Source organism: Hydrogenophaga sp. ANAO-22, assembly GCF_042466645.1.
In the GTDB taxonomy this organism is placed as follows: domain Bacteria; phylum Pseudomonadota; class Gammaproteobacteria; order Burkholderiales; family Burkholderiaceae_C; genus Hydrogenophaga.
Genome location: NZ_CP159956.1, coordinates 1,957,700 through 1,974,834, shown reverse-complemented (window position 1 = coordinate 1,974,834; position 17,135 = coordinate 1,957,700). Strand labels below are relative to the sequence as shown.

The window sequence follows — 17,135 nt, the reverse complement described above, 5'->3', positions numbered from 1 at the left end:
GTCGGTGTTCAGTAGGAGCGCAGCGCGATGCCCCAGCGGCCGGCCGAGCGGGTCACGATCCAGAGGTTGTGGTACCGGTTGAGCACCTCGCCCGCCGCGGTGCGCCGGGTGTAGTCCACCAGGAAGTGCACCTTGTCGGCGCTCGCCAGCACGGGGGTGATCGACTCGGTTTGTGTGCGCGCCCAGCCCGTGGCGCGCAGGCTGGTGAAAAAGTCGCTCGGGAGCTGGCCCGGCGCAAACCATTCCAGGCGGTGCGAGCCGGAGAGCATGGTGTGCGGGAAGTTGAGCTCGGCATCCATGCCGGTCAGATCTTCGGCGTTGAAGGCGGTGGCGAAACGGTCGATGCAGGCCCAGGCTTCCACCGTGTCTGCGCTGTTCAGACTGTCGGGGGTGGGGTTCTCGTTCATGGCTGGAGCGAAAAATGGATCACTTGTCCATCATGTTGGCGCCCGCGCAAAAAGGCGTCAACCCTGCTGGCAGAGCGCGCCGGGGTGTTCCCAGCCGGAGCCATTGCGGGGCCATTCGACCAGCACGCCTTCTTCGGTCTGGGCGACCACGCGGCCGTCCACGCGGTCCAGGCTGCCTTTGTGAAGGCGGTTGACACGGGCGCCGGCAGCGAACTGGGGCGTCTGGAAATAGGATTTGAGCAATTCGATCATGGTGTGGGTCTCGGGATCGGGATGAGGGTCAGAAGGCGCCATGGTGGTGGTGGCCTCGGTGGGCCTGGTCCCAACGGCGTTGCATGTCCTCCAGCTGGTGGAGGCTCTTGGCGGTGCTGAGGTATTCCTCCAGCCCGTCGGAAGCGCCGGCGGCAGCGCGGCGGAAAAAGTGGCCAACGGCACCAGCCAGTCGGGTCCACAAGGAAGTGATGAGGGTGTTCATGGCAATCAATCTAAGGGTTAACCCGTATTTTAGAAGGGCTGCCGCTAAAAAGGTACATCCATCAGATTGGCTAATGAGATATCAGAGGTGATCTCTCAAAGCACCTTCTGGACACGGATGGATTCTGTAGACGTAAAAAAACCGGTAGATGCCGGTTTTTGACGGGAGAAGAAGAGACTCAGGCGGTCAGGAAGCCGCGCCCCGCGCCGCCGAGCGGTGAGGGTTTGACCATGCGGCCGTAGGTGGGCTGGCGCTGCAGCGACTGTTGGGGCAGCAGGCTGGCGACCGCGCGTTCGTTCTGGGCGTTGGAGCGCAGCACGGCCTGGCGCAGCTGGGCGAAACGCTGCGCGGCGCTCTGGGTGTCGCGGCGCAGCGCGCTGTCGGGGTCGGCGAAAGCCGGCGTGCGGGGGGCTTGCTGCAGCACCGCCTGCATGGCCGCGCTGGCCTGTTCCACACCGGGCGCATCGCCGCGCAGCAAGGCGGCTTCGAGCGCATCGAGTTCGGCCTGCAACGAGTCGATCCAGGGTTGGTGGGGCGTCGTCGTTGCGGCTGAGGTCATGGTGCAGTCGGTGGGGGGTGGAGAAATCAGGCCTTGCTGCCGTTGAGCATTTCGGCGGCGTTGGCCAGCATCTTGTCGGCGATGGCTTCGGGATTCACCTGGAAGGTCCCGTTGGCGATCGCCGCTTTCATGGCTTCGACTTTTTCCGTGTTGAACACCTCGTTGCCGCCCGAGCCCAGGGCCGAGACGGTGGAGGGGGACAGCGTCACGGTCACGCCCTGCGGCTTGGCCGTGGGGGCGCCTGCGGCGGCCAGTTCGGCGACCGCTGCGGGTTTTTCGGCGGCCTTCTGGGGACCACCGGCCACGGAACCTATATAGGAATCGGGTGACGAATCGACTTTCATTTCACGCTCCAAACCCTGTAGTCAGGGTGATGTGTGAGAACTATCGACCTGGGTGGAACGAACTTTAGGCATTTTTGAGGAGCCGGTTCGGGCAATCCGTCACGTTGGCGGGGCCGTTGCGGACGTCCGGCTCAAAGCGCCATCTCAACGGTCTGGTCTTCCTGCACCAGACCGGTGACCACCCGCCCGCCGGGCAGGCGGATGCGGGCGGACTGCCCGACCAGGCCGGCGGTGAGCGCCAGGCCGGTCACGGAAATGCTGAACCCGGTGCCGCTGCTGTTGACCCGCACCTGGTCGCCCGCGGCGAAGGCCTTGGTCGGGCGCACCATGTTCTGGCGGATCGCCAGGCCCGGGGTGAGGGCGAAGGCGGTTTCCTGGCCGATCCACATCTCGGGGCGGGCCAGCACCGTGGCGGGGCTGGCCGCCCAATCCACTTCGGCCAGTTCGGCGTCTTCTTGAGTGAGGGTGGCACCGGCGTCCACCGGGCGCTTGATCACCCAGGCCGGGCCGAAGGCCTTGACCGTGACCGGCACGAAGACGTTCCAGCGCGAAGGACCCTCGACGCAGCGCAGGCCGATGCGGCTGCGGCCCCACAGGCGCGAGCCGGCCGGCAGGTGGGGCTCGACCCTGGCGCAGGGCGCCAGGCGCAGGCGGGCGTCGAGCGCGCCCATCACGACCTCGGTGCGCAGGGGCAGGGCCTCGTCTTTCGGGATCGCGGCCTCCAGCGCGGGCTGCAGCCACGCGCGCGCGGTCTTCTCCAGTTCGTCGGTCTGGTTGTTCGCGTGGGCCGTGCCCAGGCCCGGCAGCAGCAGGGCCAGGGCCCAGCCGCAGGCGGCGAGCAGGCGGTGCAGGGTGGGGCGCATGGGCGGTCTCCGATGGGTGGTCAGGGCTGCACTGTAGGCCGGCGGCCGCCCGGACAAAGGCGGGAAATGGCTTGCAAAGCGGCGCTTGTTCCGGCCATTGGCGACCCTCAAGATTTCCATAATTCGTCCAACCCCCGGTGTCGGCGCCTCCTCTGAGGCGACCCGAACCGGCCCCCAACCTTGCTGGAGTGGACGATGCTTGAACAGATGACCGGCCGGCTGGACTTCCATGCCAACGCCCTGCTGCTGCGCTCGCAGCGCCAGCAGGTGATCGCCAGCAACATCGCCAACGCGGACACGCCCGGCTACGTCGCGCGCGACTTCGATTTCGCCAGCGCGCTCAAGAACGTCTCGGGCATGCAGACCGGCGCCACCGCCGGCGTGGCGCAGACCAACGCCCAGCACATGCGCCTGGGCACCACCAGCGCGGGCCCGGCCCGGCCCGACATGGCCTACACCGTGCAGACCCAGCCCAGCCAGGACGGCAACTCGGTCGACCTCGACCGCGAGCGCGCCAACTTCGTGGACAACAGCGTGCGCTACGAGTCCACGCTGCGTTTCATCAATGGCCACGTCAAAACGATGCTCAGCGCCATCACGGGTCAATGACCTGAAAGGAATCGATCATGTCGATGTTCTCCATCTTCGGTGTCTCGGGCAGCGCGGTCAGCGCGCAGTCCCAGCGCCTCAACGTGGTGGCCTCCAACCTGGCCAACGCCGATGCGGTGGCCGGGCCGGACGGCCAGACCTACAAGGCGCGCCACATCCTGTTCCAGACCGTGCCCATGGGCGGCGAGGGCGACGCGGGTGTGAAGGTGCAGAACATCGTGGAGAGCGACGCCCCGGGCCGCCGCGTGCACAACCCCACGCACCCCAGCGCCGACGCCGAAGGTTATGTGACGCACGCCAACGTGAACCCGGTCGAGGAGATGGTCAACATGATCTCGGCCTCGCGCTCGTACCAGAACAACGTCGAGGTCATGAACACGGCCAAGTCGCTGTTGCTCAAGACCCTGCAAATGGGGCAATGAGCCCGACTTTTGGAAAGACCTGAGCCATGTACATCACCCCCATCGACACCAGCAACCTGGGCACCGAGATCGGCAGCACCACGGGCACCACGGCCAAGAACAGCATGGACCCGAAGGCCTCGCAGGACCGGTTCCTCAAGCTGCTGGTCGCGCAGCTCAACAACCAGGATCCGTTGAACCCGATGGACAACGCGCAGATGACGACCCAGATGGCGCAGATCAACACGGTCAGCGGCATCCAGGAACTCAACGCGACGCTCAACAACATGGCCGCGCAGTTCTCCTCGCAGACCGCGCTGCAGGGCACCTCGCTGATCGGCCGCGAGGCCCTGCTGCCGGGCGACAAGCTCACCTTCAAGGACGGCCAGGCCAAGGCGGCGTTCTCGCTCGACACCAAGGCCACCGACGTGAAGGTCGACATCATGGGCACCAACGGCGAGGTCATCAAGACCGTCGAGATGGGCGCGCTGGGCAGCGGCCTGCACCGCTTCAACTGGGACGCCGAGGGCGTGGACCCTGCGACGGTCAAGGGCTTCAAGGTGCGCGCGGTCGACGGCAGCGAACCCGTGGACACCGTGTCGCTGCAGCGCATGACCGTGGACTCGGTGAGCTTCTCCGGCGGCTCCATCTACATGCTGCTGCAGGACGGCAGCACCCGCGCCTACAACGACGTGCTCGCGTTCATGTGAGCGCCTGAGCCTTTTCCCACACACCGCTTTCCCCTCCTAAGGACATCACCATGGCATTCCAGCAAGGACTCTCCGGCCTGAACAGCGCCAGCCGCAACCTCGACGTGATCGGGCACAACATCGCCAACGCCAACACGGTGGGCATGAAGAGCTCGCGCGGCGAGTTCGGCGAGCTCTACGCCAGCTCCGTGAACGCGGCCGGCGGCGTGAACTCCGGCATCGGCGTGGCGCTGACCACCGTGTCGCAGCATTTCACGCAGGGCAACATCACGGTGACGGGCAACGACCTGGACGTGGCCATCAACGGCTCGGGCTTCTTCGAACTCAACATGCCCAATGGCACGGTCGCCTACAGCCGCGCCGGCATGTTCAAGCTCGACAGCAGCGGCAACATCATCACCAACGGCGGCGCCAACCTCATGGGCTACCCGACCGCGCCCGATGGCACGCGCCTGAGCTTCGACACGCAGCCGCTGCGCCTGCCCACCGGCGGCCCGATCCCCGCGCGCCAGACCACCAATATCCTGGCCGAATTCAACCTCGACGCGCGCGCACCGGTGGCCTCCACGCAGACGCCGCCCACGCCGCTGTCCACCTACGGCACGTCCCTGGTCGCCTACGACTCCCAGGGCCTGGAGATCCCGGTGGCGCTGAGCTTCGAGAAAATCGGCAACAACCAGTGGAACGTGTACACCGGCGTCAACGGCGCCGACCCCGCGGCGTCCACGCCCTTCGTCGTGAGCTTCCTGCCGGACGGTTCGCTCGATCCGGCCTCGACGATTCCGCAGCTCACGCTGACCTCGCCCAACGACCCCACGGTGACCTTCAACGTCGATCTCGACTTTGGTGCTGCGACGCAGTTCGGCACCAACTTCGCCGTGAGCGACCTGGACCAGGACGGTTACCGCCCGGGCCAGTTCCTGGGCCTGAAGATCGGCGAGGACGGTCTGGTCAGCGGCCAGTACTCCAACGGCGAAACCCGCGCCGCGGGCCAGATCGCGCTGGTCAACTTCCGCAACACGCAAGGCCTGCAGCCCACCGGCGGCGGCAACTGGACGGCCACCTTCACCTCGGGCGACCCGCTGCACGGCGAGCCCGGCACGGGCAACTTCGGCGCCCTGCGCTCGGGGGCGCTGGAAGACTCCAACGTCGACATCACGGCCGAGCTGGTCAACATGATGACCGCGCAGCGCACCTACCAGGCCAACGCCCAGACCATCAAGACGCAGGACCAGGTGCTGAGCACCCTCCTGAACATGCGCTGATCCAGATCCGCGCCTGAGCTGAACGAAGGAGCCCCGCATGGACCGCATGATCTACACCGCGATGACCGGCGCCAACGCCGCGCAGTACCGGCAGCAGGTGCTGGCCAACAACCTGGCCAACGTGTCCACGCCGGGCTTTCGCGCCGAACTCTCGACCTTCCGCGCGGTGCCGGTGCGCGGCGACGGCGCGAGCACGCGCGTGTTCGCCCTGGAAGCCACGCCCGGCCATTCCGACCTGCCCGGTTCGATCGCCGCCACCGGCCGCAACCTGGACGTGGCCGCGCGCGGCAACGCCTATTTCGCGGTCCAGGGGCTGGACGGCACCGAGGCCTACACCCGCGCGGGCGCGCTCGAAGTCAACCAGGACGGCACTTTGGTCAGCGGCCAGGGCCTGCCCATGTTGGGCGATGGTGGGCCGATCGTGGTGCCCGAAGGCGCGCGCGTGGACATCGCCTCCGACGGCACCGTGAGCACGCGCGTGGGCAACCAGCCTTCGCAGACCGTGGGCCGCCTCAAGATGGTGATGCCCGACGCCGACAACCCGCTGCGCCGCAGCGAGGACGGCCTGTTCCGCGGCCCGCAGGGCGACCCGCTGCCCGCGAGCGACGTGGCCCGCCTGCAGGACGGCGCGCTCGAAGGCTCCAACGTCAATCCCATGGAGGCCATGGTCGGCATGATCGCCGTGGCCCGCCAGTTCGAGGTGCAGATGCGCATGTTGCAGAACGGCGAAACCAACGACAAGACCGCCAGCCAGCTGCTGAGCATGAACGGCTAATCACTTTCCCCTTGCGGAGCACACCATGATCAATTCGCTGATGATTTCCAAGACCGGCATGCAGGCGCAGCAGATGCAGCTGGACGTGATCTCGAACAACCTGGCCAACGTGTCCACCAACGGCTTCAAGCGCGCCAACGCGGTGTTCGAAGACCTGATGTACCAGAACCTGCGCCAGGTGGGCGCCAACACGGCCGAGCAGGCCGAGCTGCCCACGGGCCTGCAAGTCGGCCTGGGTGTGCGCACCGTCGCCACCTCGCGCAACTTCTCGCAGGGCAGCCTGCAGCAGTCGGACAACCCGCTGGACATCGCGGTCAACGGCAACGGCTTCTTCCAGGTCGAGATGCCCGACGGCACCACCGCCTACACGCGCGACGGCAGCTTCAAGGCCGACGCGCAGGGCCGCATCGTCACCAACAGCGGCTACCCGCTCACCGCCGGCATCACCGTGCCGGCCGAGTCGCAGAGCATCACCGTCTCGTCCGATGGCGTGGTCACCGTCAAGCTGCCGGGCAACCCCGCGCCGCAGCGGGTGGGCGCCATCGAGCTGGCCAGCTTCATCAACCCGGCCGGCCTGGAGCCCATGGGCCAGAACCTCTACGCCGAGAGCCTGGCGTCGGGCAACCCCATCAACGGCGCACCCAACTCGGCCGGCATGGGCTCGCTGATGCAGGGCTACGTCGAAACCTCCAACGTCAACGTGGTGCAGGAACTGGTGACCATGATCCAGACCCAGCGCGCGTATGAAATGAATTCCAAGGCGATCCAGACATCCGACCAGATGCTGCAGCGCCTGAGCCAGCTGTAAGGACCCGCCATGTTGCGTTTCGCCCTCATCCTGTCGCTCGCCGTGCTCGCCTCCGGTTGCGAAACCCTGCAGCGCACGCCCCAGGTGGACCTGGTGCCGGCCCAGCCGGTGCGCTACGCGCAGCAGGCCCCCATGGCCGCGCCCACTGTCACCGTCGCGCCCAGCGGCAGCCTGTTCCAGGCCGTGAGCTACCGGCCCGCGTTCGAAGACCCGCGCGCGCGCATGCCAGGCGACATTCTCACGGTGCAGATCACCGAGCGCATCAACGCGACGCAGAAGTCCTCGTCGTCGGTGGACCGCACCGCCAACGCATCGGCCGGTGTCTCCGCGCTGCCCTTCATCAGCCCCAGCAGCTCGCTGCTGGGCAAGCTCGACGTGGGCGCGAATTCGTCCAACAAGTTCGCCGGCAACGGCGAGACCGAGAACGCCAACACCTTCACCGGCTCCATCACCACCACGGTGCAAGAGGTGCTGCCCAACGGCCACCTGCTGGTGGTGGGCGAGAAACAGATCGGTGTGAACCAGAACGTGGACGTGCTGCGGTTCTCCGGCACGGTGGACCCGAAACAGATCCGCCCCGGCAACGTGGTCGCCTCCACCCAGGTGGCCAATGTGCGCATCGAGTCGCGCGGGCGCGGCCAGCAGGGCGAAGCGCTCTCAATTGGCTGGTTGGCACGGTTCTTTTTGACCGTTCTCCCGTTCTGATGCCGTTGCATGATGGCTCACCCCTTTGCTGGGGCTCCGTGGGAACCATGACATGACTATCGACCGACTGTTCCGAAACTTGATGCTGTTGTGTGGCGTGCTGCTCTGCCTGCCCGCCGCCGCCCAGGCGATCCGCATCAAGGAGATCGCGGCGGTGCAAGGCGTGCGCAGCAACCAGCTGACCGGCTATGGCCTGGTGGTGGGGCTGGACGGCACCGGTGACCAGACCACGCAGATGCCCTACACCACGCAGAGCCTGAACAACTACCTGCAGCAGCTGGGCCTCTCGTTGCCGCCGGGCACGAACATGCAGTTGAAGAACGTGGCGGCCGTGATGGTCACCGCGCAACTGCCCGCCTTCGCCCAGCCCGGCCAGGCCATCGACGTGACCGTGTCCTCGGTCGGCAACGCCAAGTCGCTGCGCGGCGGCACGCTCATCACCACACCGCTCAAGGGCGCCGACGGCGAGATCTACGCGCTCGCGCAAGGCAACCTGCTGGTCGGTGGCGCGGGCGCCTCGGCCGGCGGCAGCAAGGTGCAGGTCAACCACCTGAGCGCGGGCCGCGTGCCCGGTGGCGCGCAGGTGGAGCGCGCGGTGGCCACACCCTTCGCCCTGGGCGACACCATCGACCTGGGCCTGAACTCCAACGACTTCCAGACCGCCAGCCGCGTGACCGACGCCATCAACAAGGTGATGGGTGCCGGCGTGGCCAGTGCCATGGACGGCCGCGTGGTGCGCCTGCGCGCGCCGGCCGACCCGAGCCAGCGCGTGAGCTTCCTGGCCAAGGTGGAAGACATCCGCCTGGACGCCACCATCCCCATGGCGCGCGTCATCATCAATTCGCGCACCGGCTCCATCGTGATGAACCAGGCCGTCACGCTCGGCGCCTGCGCCGTCTCGCACGGCAACCTCTCGGTGAGCATCAGCTCCACCCCGGTGATCAGCCAGCCCAACCCGCTGTCCGTGGGCGGGCAGACCGTGGTGACCGAGAAGGCCGACATCCAGATTCGCCAGGACAAGGGTTCGCTCGTCAAGATCGACACCGCGCCGCAACTCTCCGATGTGGTGCGCGCCCTGAACTCGCTCGGCGCCACGCCGCAGGACCTGCTCGCCATCCTCCAGGCGATCAAGGCGTCCGGCGCGATGAACGCGGAGCTGGAGGTCATCTAAGTGAATACGCGTCCGCTCACGCCCAGCGGCCTGGCCGCCGACCCGACAGCGCTCAACGCGCTGCGCTACGGCTCGGGCAAGGGCGACGACAAGGCCGCGCTGAAAGAAGCGGCCAAGCAGTTCGAATCGCTCTTCATGCGCGAACTCATCAAGAGCATGCGCGAGGCGACGCAGAAGTCCGGCCTGATGGACGGCGAGGGCAGCAACCTGGGCATGGACCTGCTTGACCAGCAGTTCTCGGTGCAGCTCTCGGGCCTGCCCGGCGGGCTGTCCGAAGCGATCGAGCGCCAGCTCGGTCGCCAGATGACCAACACCGACGCCACCCGGGGTGGCGGCAGCGGCGCCCTCTCCGCCACCGGCGACACCAGCACCGTGGGCCGAGTGAACGCGGGCGCGCGCCAGGCCGGTTTCGTGGAGCAGCACAGCGAGGCCGCGGCCACCGTGGCGCGCGAGTCCGGCATTCCCGCCAGCTTCATGATCGGCCAGGCCGGCCACGAGACCGGCTGGGGCCGCAGCGAGATCAAGCATGCCGACGGCACGCCCTCGCACAACCTGTTCGGCATCAAGGCCACGGACAGCTGGAAGGGCAAGGTCGCCGAAATCACGACCACCGAGTACATCAACGGCGAGCCGCGCAAGGTGACGGCCAAGTTCCGCGCCTACGACTCCTACGCCGATTCGTTCCGCGACTACGCGCGCCTCATCGGCAACAGCCCACGCTACGAAGGCGTGATGGACCAGCTGCATTCCGTGCAAGGCTTTGCCAGCGGCCTGCAGAAGGCCGGTTACGCCACCGACCCCCAGTACGCGGCCAAACTCAGCCGCGCGATCAACTCCACCCTGAGCCTGCAGCGGGCGCAGGGCTGAAAGAGAGCACGCCATGTCCGCCCTCAACATCGGCGCCCGCGCGCTCAATGCCAACCTCGCGGCCCTGCAGGTCATCGGCAACAACATCGCCAACGTCAACACGCCTGGCTATTCGCGCCAGAACGTGATCCAGCAGTCGTCGGGCTACCAGCAGATGGGCAACGGCTACTTCGGCATGGGCGTGGAGATCGCCACCGTCGAACGTTCGCACAACCAGTACCTCACGCGCGAAGCGCAGAAGGCCGGCTCCGTGGCCTCCGCCGATGCGCTGCGCTATGCGCGCCTGCAGCAGCTGGAAAGCGCCTTCCCCACCGGCTCGGCGGGCCTGGGCACGGCGCTCAACGACATGCTCAACGCCTGGACCGACGTCTCATCCTCGCCCGGCAACCTGACCGCGCGCGTGGTCGTGATCGCCAAGGGCGAAGAACTCGCCTCGCGCCTGCGCAACACCGCCAGCCAGATCGACTCGCTGCAGCACACCACCAAGCAGCAGGTCGGTGGCGCGGTCAACATCATCAACGGCCTGGCGCAGGACCTGGCCAAGGTCAACGCGCGCATCACCGAGAGCCAGGGCAACGGCCACACACCCAACGACCTGCTCGACCAGCGCGACAAGATCCTGGGCGACATCAACAAGTACGTGCAGACCACCAGCGTGCCCGCGGCCGACGGCAGCGTGAGCGTGTTCATCGCCGGCAGCCAGCCGCTCGTGCTGGGCACGCGCGCCAACGCGCTGGCCGTGGGGCAGGACAGCACCGACAGCGCGCGCGTGGCGCTCTCGTTCGTGCAGGGCGGCGTGAGCACACCGATCCCGGACGCCAGCCTGGGTGGCGGCGAACTCGCCGGCCTGATGCGCTTCATGAACGAAGACCTGGTCGACGTGCAGAACCTGCTGGGCCGCATGGCCCTGGCCACGGCCACCACGGTGAACAACCAGCACAAGCTGGGCGTGGACCTGCAGGGCAACCCGGGCCAGAACTTCTTCAACCAGCCCGCTGGGGCCGTGGGCCTGCCCCGGCCGGGGAACAACGGCACCGCCGAAATCAGCGCCAGCGTGGCCGACCCGACCGCGCTCGTCGCCTCCGACTACGAACTGCGTTTCGAGACCGGCGGCATGAGCGTGGTGCGCCTGTCCGACGGCACCTCCACCCCCGTGACGTCCCTGCCCGCCGTGGTCGATGGCCTCACCTTCAACCTCGACAACGGCGCCGGCTCGCCGGGCGACCGCTTCCTGGTGCGCCCCTACGCCGCCGCCGCGCGCGACCTGCAGGTGGCGATCGGCTCGCCCGACAAGCTGGCCGCGGCCAGCCCGGTCATGGTCACGCCCGGCACCGGCAACTCCGGCGGCCTGAGCGTGGAGAGCCTGTACGCCTCGTCGGCCTCGCCCAACCTCACCGACCCGGTCACCATCACCTTCCTGGCCGACGGCAGCTTCACCGCCACCGGCCTGGGCCCGGGCAACCCGCCGCCCGACAACCCCGGCCCGCCGCCGAGCTACAACTTCAAGCCGGGCCAGTCCATCACCCTCAACGGCTGGAGCCTCACCATGCGCGGCAGCCCGGGCGCGGGCGATACCTTCAGCATCGGCGCCGCGCCCGCTGGCGCGATCTCGCAGAACGCGGGCAACGGCGCCGGCATGCTGGGCCTGCGCGACCTGCCCACCTACGGTGGCGTGCCGCTCTCCGATGGCTACGTCAGCCTGTTCTCCGACATCGGCACGCGCGTGCAGGGCGCCAAGTTCGCCGCGGACTTCTCGGCCAACGTCGCCAACACCGCCGAGACCGCGCGCGCCAACGTGGCCGGCGTCAACCTCGACGAAGAAGCCGCGCGCCTGCTGCAGTACCAGCAGGCCTACCAGGCCTCGGCGAAGTTCCTCCAAATCGCCCAGAGCACCTTCGACAGCCTGTTGCAGACCGTGGGTCGCTAGATATGAACACCCCCCTGCGCCGCTGCGCGGCTTCCCCCCTCTCTGGCGCGCCTTCGGCGCTTGGAGGGGGGACGGCATCTTGGGCCGGCGGAGCCGGACCCTCGATGCCTCTGGAAGCTCGTCGGCTCGCCGACGCCTGAACGTTTGAGGAACTGCCATGCGAATCTCCACCGCCCACAGCTACGACAACACCATCGCCATCCTGACCCGCCGCCAGGCCGAACTGGCCGCGCAGCAGGAGCGCGTGTCCACCGGCCTGCGCGTGCAGAAAGCCAGCGACGACCCGGTGGCCGCCACGCTGGCCGAAACCGCCGCCAACCGCCTGGCCCGCACCACCGCCGACATGCGCGCGCTGGAAGCCTCGCGCGCCAGCCTGCAACAGGCCGAGAGCGGCCTGAAGGAATCGGGCGACCTGATCCAGCGCGTGCGCGACCTGCTGGTGACCGCCGGCAACGCCACCTTCACCGACGCCGAACGCGAAGACGTGGCCAAACAGCTCGAAGGCCTGCGCGAGCAGCTCATCGCCGTGGCCAACCGCAAGGACAACGCCGGCCGCACCCTCTATGGCGGCCTGGGCGGTTCTTCCACGCCCTTCGTGGACCTCTACGGCCCCAGCGGCAGCGGCGTGCAGTTCGACGGCCAGCGCGGCCAGGCCGCCGCCGGCAACAGCTCGCTGCCGCAGGCGCTCGACGGCGACGCCATCTGGATGCGCGTGCCCCAGGGCAATGGCACCTTCACGCTCGGCGTGCCCACCAGCAACGCCGGCAACGTGAGCACCACCATGGGCAACGTCACCAACGCCGCCGCGCTCACCGGCGACGACTACGACATCACCTTCGCCGAGGTCGGCGGCGTGATGCAGTACACCGTGACCAACGCCACCACGGGCACGCCGGTGCCCGGCCATGTCGGCCAGCCCTACGTGGCCAACAAGACCATCGAATTCGACGGCATGTCGCTGGAGCTGCGCGGCAAACCCGCCGCCGGCGACCGCGTGGAACTGCGGCCCGTGACCACCACCACCGACATCTTCTCGGTCGTGCAGAACGCCGTGGACGCGCTGCGCTACAACGGCCCCAACGAAAGCGCGTACCACGCCCAGGCCATGGCGCGCGCCATGACCGAGGTGGACGCCGGGCACGACCGCGTGCTCGCCGCCCGAGGCCGGGCCGGTGAATGGCTCAACCGCGCCGACTCGCTCAACGCCCAGATGGAAGACGGCTCGATTGCCCTCAAGACCGAGAACGCCCGCCTGGTCGAACTTGACCCGATCAAGGGCCTGTCCGACCTGCAGACCCAGCAGCTCGGCCTGGAGGCCGCCATCAAGACCTACGCACAGGTGCAGCGCCTGTCGCTCTTCCAGGTGATCAATTGACCTGCGTTCCCCTCTTCTCATGATCATCAGCCACACCGTGTTGGACAGCATCGCACTGGGCTACGAGCCCGTGTGGAACCGCGCGCGCGAACTCGCCGCCGTGCGCATGGGCGTGCGCGCCGTGCACCCCGAATCCGTCGACGCGGCCCACCTCATGCAGGCCCTGGGCGACGACTGGCCCGCCAGCGCGCCGGTGCTCATCCTCAGCGTGGACAGCCCCCGGCTGCTGCAGCAGGCGCTGGCCTGCGCGCCCGTGCAGAACACCTGGCTCGAAGTGCCCGCCGCCCTGTTCGAACAGCCCGAAACCCTGGCCCGCCTCACGGCCGGGGCCCGGCGCGGGCACCGGCTGCTGCGCCGCACCGACCTGGCCGCCGTGCGCGGCGAAGGCCTGGCCCCGGCCGATGCGCGCAACCTGCTCAAACTCGGCGCCGAATCCGTGCCCGCCGGCCTGATCGGCCAACTGGTCGAAGGCGTCACCACGCAAACCCTGGCGCGCCAGTGCCTGGACGACGCCGGCGCCTGGGGCGTGCTCGGCTGGCCCGACAGCGACGTGCTGCACGCGCACCGCCACCAGCCGCTGAACTACGACGGTGCCGTGGTCAAGCAGATCCTCATGGCCATCGGCGACGAAGACTGCTCCATCGAACACCTGGAGCGCCTGGTGCGGCAAGACCCGGTGCTGGTCTACCGCATCCTGCTGATGGTCAACTCCGCCGCCTTCGGCGGGCGCCACGAAATCGGCTCGCTGCGCCACGCCTTGATGATGCTGGGCTTTCGCGAGCTGGGCCGCTGGCTGGCCGAGCAACTGCCCAGCAGCGAAGCCGACCGCGACCTGCACCCCGTGCGCTACGCCATGGTGATGCGCTCGCGCCTGGCCCAGCACCTGCTGGCCACCGGCTCCGAAGACAACCTGCGCGGCGAGGTCTACACCACCGCCTTGCTCTCGCAACTCGACCGCCTGCTGCACCAGCCGCTGGGCGAACTGCTCAACCGCCTGCCCCTGTCGGGCCGGGTGTTCGACGCCGTGCTGCGCCACGACGGCCCCTACCACCCGCTGCTCGACGTGGCGCGCGCCCTGGGCGAACCCGCCCAGCTGCACCGCCTGCCGGCGGTGTGCCAGCGCCACGACATCAGCCTGGAGCACGCCAACCGCGCGCTCATCCGCATGCTGGCCACCAGCCGCGATCACGCCAGCCCGAGGTCCGAGCGACTGACCTAGCGGGCTCGGGCGGCGCGCTACGATGGAGACCATCATGACCTCCGCGCCCCCCGCCTCCACCCCCACCACACCAGCGCGCTCGTGCTGTTCTCCGGTGGACAAGACTCCACCACCTGCCTGGCGCACGCGCTCTCGCGCTACCCGCGCGTGGAAACCATCGGTTTCGACTACGGCCAGCGCCACAGCGTGGAAATGACCGCGCGCCTCAACGTGCTGCGCGAGCTGCGGCAACGCTTCCCCGCGTGGTCGCAGCGGCTCGGTGAAGACCATGTGCTCGACCTTGGCGTGCTCGGCAAGGTCAGCGAAACCTCGCTCACGCGCGACATGGCCTTTCGCATGGAAGAAAACGGCCTGCCCAACACCTTCGTGCCCGGGCGCAACCTGCTGTTCCTCACGCTGGCCGCCGCCCTGGCCTACCGGCGCGGCATCCAGGTCATCGTCACCGGCGTGTGCGAAACCGACTTCTCGGGTTACCCCGATTGCCGCGACGACACCATGAAGGCGCTGCAGGTCGCGCTGTCGCTCGGCATGGACCACCGCTTCCTGATCGACACCCCGCTGATGTGGATCGACAAGGCCGCCACCTGGCGCCTGGCACACGAGCTGGGCGAAAACGCGCTGCTGGTGGGCGGCGGCAACGCCCTGGTGGACCTGATCGTCGAGCACACCCACACCTGCTACCTCGGCGACCGCGAACACCGCCAGCCCTGGGGCTATGGGTGCGGCAGGTGCCCGGCGTGTGAGTTGCGGGCGAAAGGGTGGGCGGCCTACGCCGCGCCGGTGGCTTGATCAGGCGCCGTCGGCGCGGCTGATGTCCAGCCGGTAACGCGCCCCGCCCGCCGCCGCCTGCTCGTTGGCCCGCAGCGCCCAGCGCTGCCGGTGGTGCGCGGCCAGGGTGGAGCGGTGGGCGATGGAGACGATGGCGCCGTGCGCCTGCTTCACCCGTTCCACCAGGCGCTGGTAGATCGTGGCTTCGGCTTCTTCGTCGAGCGCGCTGGTGGCTTCGTCGGCCAGCACCCAGGCCGGCTTCTTGAGCATCACGCGCGCGATCGCCAGGCGCTGGCGTTCACCGCCCGAGAGTTTCTGGCTCCAGGCGTCCTCGCGGTCGAGCTGGTCGGTCAGCGCCGGCAGCAGGGCTTCGTTCAGGGCGGCGCGCAGGGCTTCGTCGGTGTAGTTCTCCGCCGGGTCGGGGTAGGCCAGGGCGTCGCGCAGGCGGCCGTCGGGGAAGTAGGGCCGCTGCGGGATGAACATGGTGTCCTTGGGCAGGCCCACGCGGCCCAGCGCGTGCGGCCAGATGCCGGCGAGGGCGCGGAACAGGCTGGACTTGCCGCTGCCCGAGGGGCCGTGCAGCAGCACGGTGTCACCGGGCTTCACGTCCAGGTCCACGCCGGCCAGCAGCGTGCTGCCGCCGGGCAGGGCCACGGTGAGGTCTTGCGCGCGGATGCCGTCGGCCGACTCGTTGAGCGACAGGTCGTCGCGCGTCTGCGACTGGTGCGACAGGCTGGCCTCGAAGCCCACCAGGCGGTCGGTGGTGGCTTTCCAGACCGCCAGGGCCATGTAGTTGTCGACCAGCCAGGACAGCGAGTCCTGCACGCGGCCGAAGGCCGAGTTGATCTGCATCAGCTGGCCGAGCTGGATGGCGCCGCTGAAATAGCGCGGCGCGGCGACGATCATGGGGAAGATGATGGCGGCCTGCCCGAAGAAGCTGCTGAACCAGGTGAGCTGCTTCTGGTTGCGGATGAGGGCGAAGTAGTTGCCCATCACGTCGCGGAAGCGCACATCCAGGTGGCGGCGCTCCACCTGCTCGCCGCCGTCGAGTGCGATGGATTCGCTGTACTCGCGCACGCGCACCATGTGGTGGCGGAAGTTGGCTTCCAGCATCTGCTGCTGGAAGTTCAGCCGCACCTGCGGCCGGCCGATCCAGTGCGCGATGGCGCTGCCCACCGCACAGTACAGCACGGCGGCCCACACCATGTAGCCGACGATTTCCAGTTCGCCGCCGCCCAGGAAGCCGGGCAGCGGGACGTTGATGGAGCCGCTGAGCGTCCAGAGGATGCCGACGAAGCTCACCAGGGTGATGAGGGCGTTGAACATGCCCATGGACAGCGTGACGGTGTAGCTGGTGAAGAGGTTGAGGTCTTCCTGGATGCGCTGGTCCGGGTTGTCGGGGTTGCCGTGCTCGTCTGCGGTGAAGCGCGCCAGCTCCATGCGGTAGAAGGCCTTGTTGGCCAGCCAGCGGCCCATGTAGTGGTCGGTGAGCCAGACGCGCCAGCGCAGCTGCAGGATCTGCGTGAGGTAGAACTTGTAGACCGCGAGCACGATGTAGATCAGCGCCAGCCAGCCGAAGCGCCCGATCTGCTGCCAGAACACGGGCTGGTCCTTGGCCTGCAGGGCGTCGTAGAAGACGCGGTACCACTCGTTGATCTGCACCAGCATGTAGACCGTGCCGAGGTTGAGCAGCACCACGGCCAGCAGCAGGCCGCGCGCGCGCCATTTTTCCTCGGACTTGAAGTACGGCATGGCAAAGGCGCCAATGCCTTTGAGCGTGGGCCACAGCGAGGGCGGTCGGCGGGCGGCGGGGGCGGCGGATGTCGTCATGGGTGGGCCCTGGGCTGGTCGGGCGCGGACGGCGCCCGGTGATGGCGCATCGTAGCG

General features: G+C 68.2%; 20 protein-coding genes. 13 read left to right on the top strand and 7 right to left on the bottom strand.

Annotated features, from left to right (window positions below):
• Positions 1-8: 8 nt before the first annotated feature.
• The 6 genes from ABSY19_RS09365 to flgA all read right to left on the bottom strand — a co-directional run bounded on the left by ABSY19_RS09365 (position 9) and on the right by flgA (position 2,648).
• Entirely contained in the window at positions 9-407 is a 399-nt protein-coding gene (locus ABSY19_RS09365; RefSeq protein ID WP_382161720.1) for a hypothetical protein, read from the bottom strand.
• Positions 408-464: 57 nt separating this feature from the next.
• Positions 465-701 (bottom strand): hypothetical protein, encoded by a 237-nt coding sequence (locus tag ABSY19_RS09360; RefSeq protein ID WP_291112623.1) that lies wholly within the window; start codon positions 699-701, stop codon positions 465-467.
• A complete protein-coding gene (locus ABSY19_RS09355) occupies positions 688-882 on the bottom strand; it encodes a hypothetical protein (RefSeq protein ID WP_291112621.1) in 195 nt (64 codons plus the stop codon). Before ABSY19_RS09355 ends, ABSY19_RS09360 begins: the two co-directional genes overlap by 14 nt.
• A 178-nt stretch (positions 883-1,060) precedes the next feature.
• On the bottom strand, positions 1,061-1,441 hold the full coding sequence (locus tag ABSY19_RS09350) for a hypothetical protein (RefSeq protein WP_382161717.1): 381 nt from the start codon (positions 1,439-1,441) through the stop codon (positions 1,061-1,063).
• 26 nt (positions 1,442-1,467) lie between these two features.
• Positions 1,468-1,785: a flagellar biosynthesis anti-sigma factor FlgM gene (gene flgM, locus ABSY19_RS09345; protein ID WP_382161714.1), complete on the bottom strand. Its 318-nt coding sequence runs from the start codon at positions 1,783-1,785 to the stop codon at positions 1,468-1,470.
• Positions 1,786-1,916: 131 nt separating this feature from the next.
• Positions 1,917-2,648: a flagellar basal body P-ring formation chaperone FlgA gene (gene flgA / locus ABSY19_RS09340; RefSeq protein ID WP_382161710.1), complete on the bottom strand. Its 732-nt coding sequence runs from the start codon at positions 2,646-2,648 to the stop codon at positions 1,917-1,919.
• 195 nt (positions 2,649-2,843) lie between these two features.
• On the opposite strand from flgA, the gene flgB reads away from it, so the two are divergent.
• From flgB to queC, 13 genes are all read left to right on the top strand, one after another.
• Entirely contained in the window at positions 2,844-3,257 is a 414-nt protein-coding gene (gene flgB / locus ABSY19_RS09335; RefSeq protein WP_382161707.1) for a flagellar basal body rod protein FlgB, read from the top strand.
• A gap of 17 nt (positions 3,258-3,274) precedes the next feature.
• On the top strand, positions 3,275-3,679 hold the full coding sequence (gene flgC / locus ABSY19_RS09330; RefSeq protein ID WP_382161704.1) for a flagellar basal body rod protein FlgC: 405 nt from the start codon (positions 3,275-3,277) through the stop codon (positions 3,677-3,679).
• Positions 3,680-3,705: 26 nt separating this feature from the next.
• Entirely contained in the window at positions 3,706-4,368 is a 663-nt protein-coding gene (locus ABSY19_RS09325) for a flagellar hook assembly protein FlgD (protein WP_382161701.1), read from the top strand.
• A 50-nt stretch (positions 4,369-4,418) separates the two neighbouring features.
• The gene (flgE, locus tag ABSY19_RS09320; protein ID WP_382161698.1) at positions 4,419-5,633 is read left to right on the top strand and encodes a flagellar hook protein FlgE; all 1,215 of its coding nucleotides are present in this window, start codon (positions 4,419-4,421) and stop codon (positions 5,631-5,633) included.
• A gap of 37 nt (positions 5,634-5,670) precedes the next feature.
• On the top strand, positions 5,671-6,408 hold the full coding sequence (flgF, locus tag ABSY19_RS09315) for a flagellar basal-body rod protein FlgF (RefSeq protein ID WP_382161695.1): 738 nt from the start codon (positions 5,671-5,673) through the stop codon (positions 6,406-6,408).
• A gap of 25 nt (positions 6,409-6,433) precedes the next feature.
• Positions 6,434-7,216, top strand: a complete 783-nt coding sequence (gene flgG / locus ABSY19_RS09310) for a flagellar basal-body rod protein FlgG (protein ID WP_382161692.1) — start codon at positions 6,434-6,436, stop codon at positions 7,214-7,216.
• A 9-nt stretch (positions 7,217-7,225) separates the two neighbouring features.
• Positions 7,226-7,921 carry a flagellar basal body L-ring protein FlgH gene (locus ABSY19_RS09305; RefSeq protein ID WP_382161689.1) on the top strand — a complete coding sequence of 232 codons (696 nt, stop codon included), beginning with the start codon at positions 7,226-7,228 and terminating at the stop codon, positions 7,919-7,921.
• A gap of 52 nt (positions 7,922-7,973) precedes the next feature.
• Positions 7,974-9,092, top strand: a complete 1,119-nt coding sequence (locus tag ABSY19_RS09300; RefSeq protein ID WP_382161686.1) for a flagellar basal body P-ring protein FlgI — start codon at positions 7,974-7,976, stop codon at positions 9,090-9,092.
• Positions 9,093-9,959 (top strand): flagellar assembly peptidoglycan hydrolase FlgJ, encoded by an 867-nt coding sequence (flgJ, locus tag ABSY19_RS09295; RefSeq protein WP_382161683.1) that lies wholly within the window; start codon positions 9,093-9,095, stop codon positions 9,957-9,959.
• A 13-nt stretch (positions 9,960-9,972) separates the two neighbouring features.
• The gene (flgK, locus tag ABSY19_RS09290) at positions 9,973-11,886 is read left to right on the top strand and encodes a flagellar hook-associated protein FlgK (protein ID WP_382161680.1); all 1,914 of its coding nucleotides are present in this window, start codon (positions 9,973-9,975) and stop codon (positions 11,884-11,886) included.
• Between the two features lie 157 nt (positions 11,887-12,043).
• Complete coding sequence (gene flgL / locus ABSY19_RS09285) at positions 12,044-13,261, top strand: flagellar hook-associated protein FlgL (protein ID WP_382161677.1); 1,218 nt, start codon at positions 12,044-12,046, stop codon at positions 13,259-13,261.
• Positions 13,262-13,280: 19 nt separating this feature from the next.
• Complete coding sequence (locus ABSY19_RS09280) at positions 13,281-14,480, top strand: HDOD domain-containing protein (protein ID WP_382161675.1); 1,200 nt, start codon at positions 13,281-13,283, stop codon at positions 14,478-14,480.
• Positions 14,481-14,561: 81 nt separating this feature from the next.
• The gene (gene queC / locus ABSY19_RS09275) at positions 14,562-15,269 is read left to right on the top strand and encodes a 7-cyano-7-deazaguanine synthase QueC (protein WP_382161672.1); all 708 of its coding nucleotides are present in this window, start codon (positions 14,562-14,564) and stop codon (positions 15,267-15,269) included.
• Here queC and ABSY19_RS09270 read toward each other — a convergent pair whose 3' ends face one another.
• Positions 15,270-17,078 (bottom strand): ABC transporter ATP-binding protein/permease, encoded by a 1,809-nt coding sequence (locus ABSY19_RS09270; RefSeq protein WP_382161669.1) that lies wholly within the window; start codon positions 17,076-17,078, stop codon positions 15,270-15,272.
• Between the last annotated feature and the right edge of the window lie 57 nt (positions 17,079-17,135).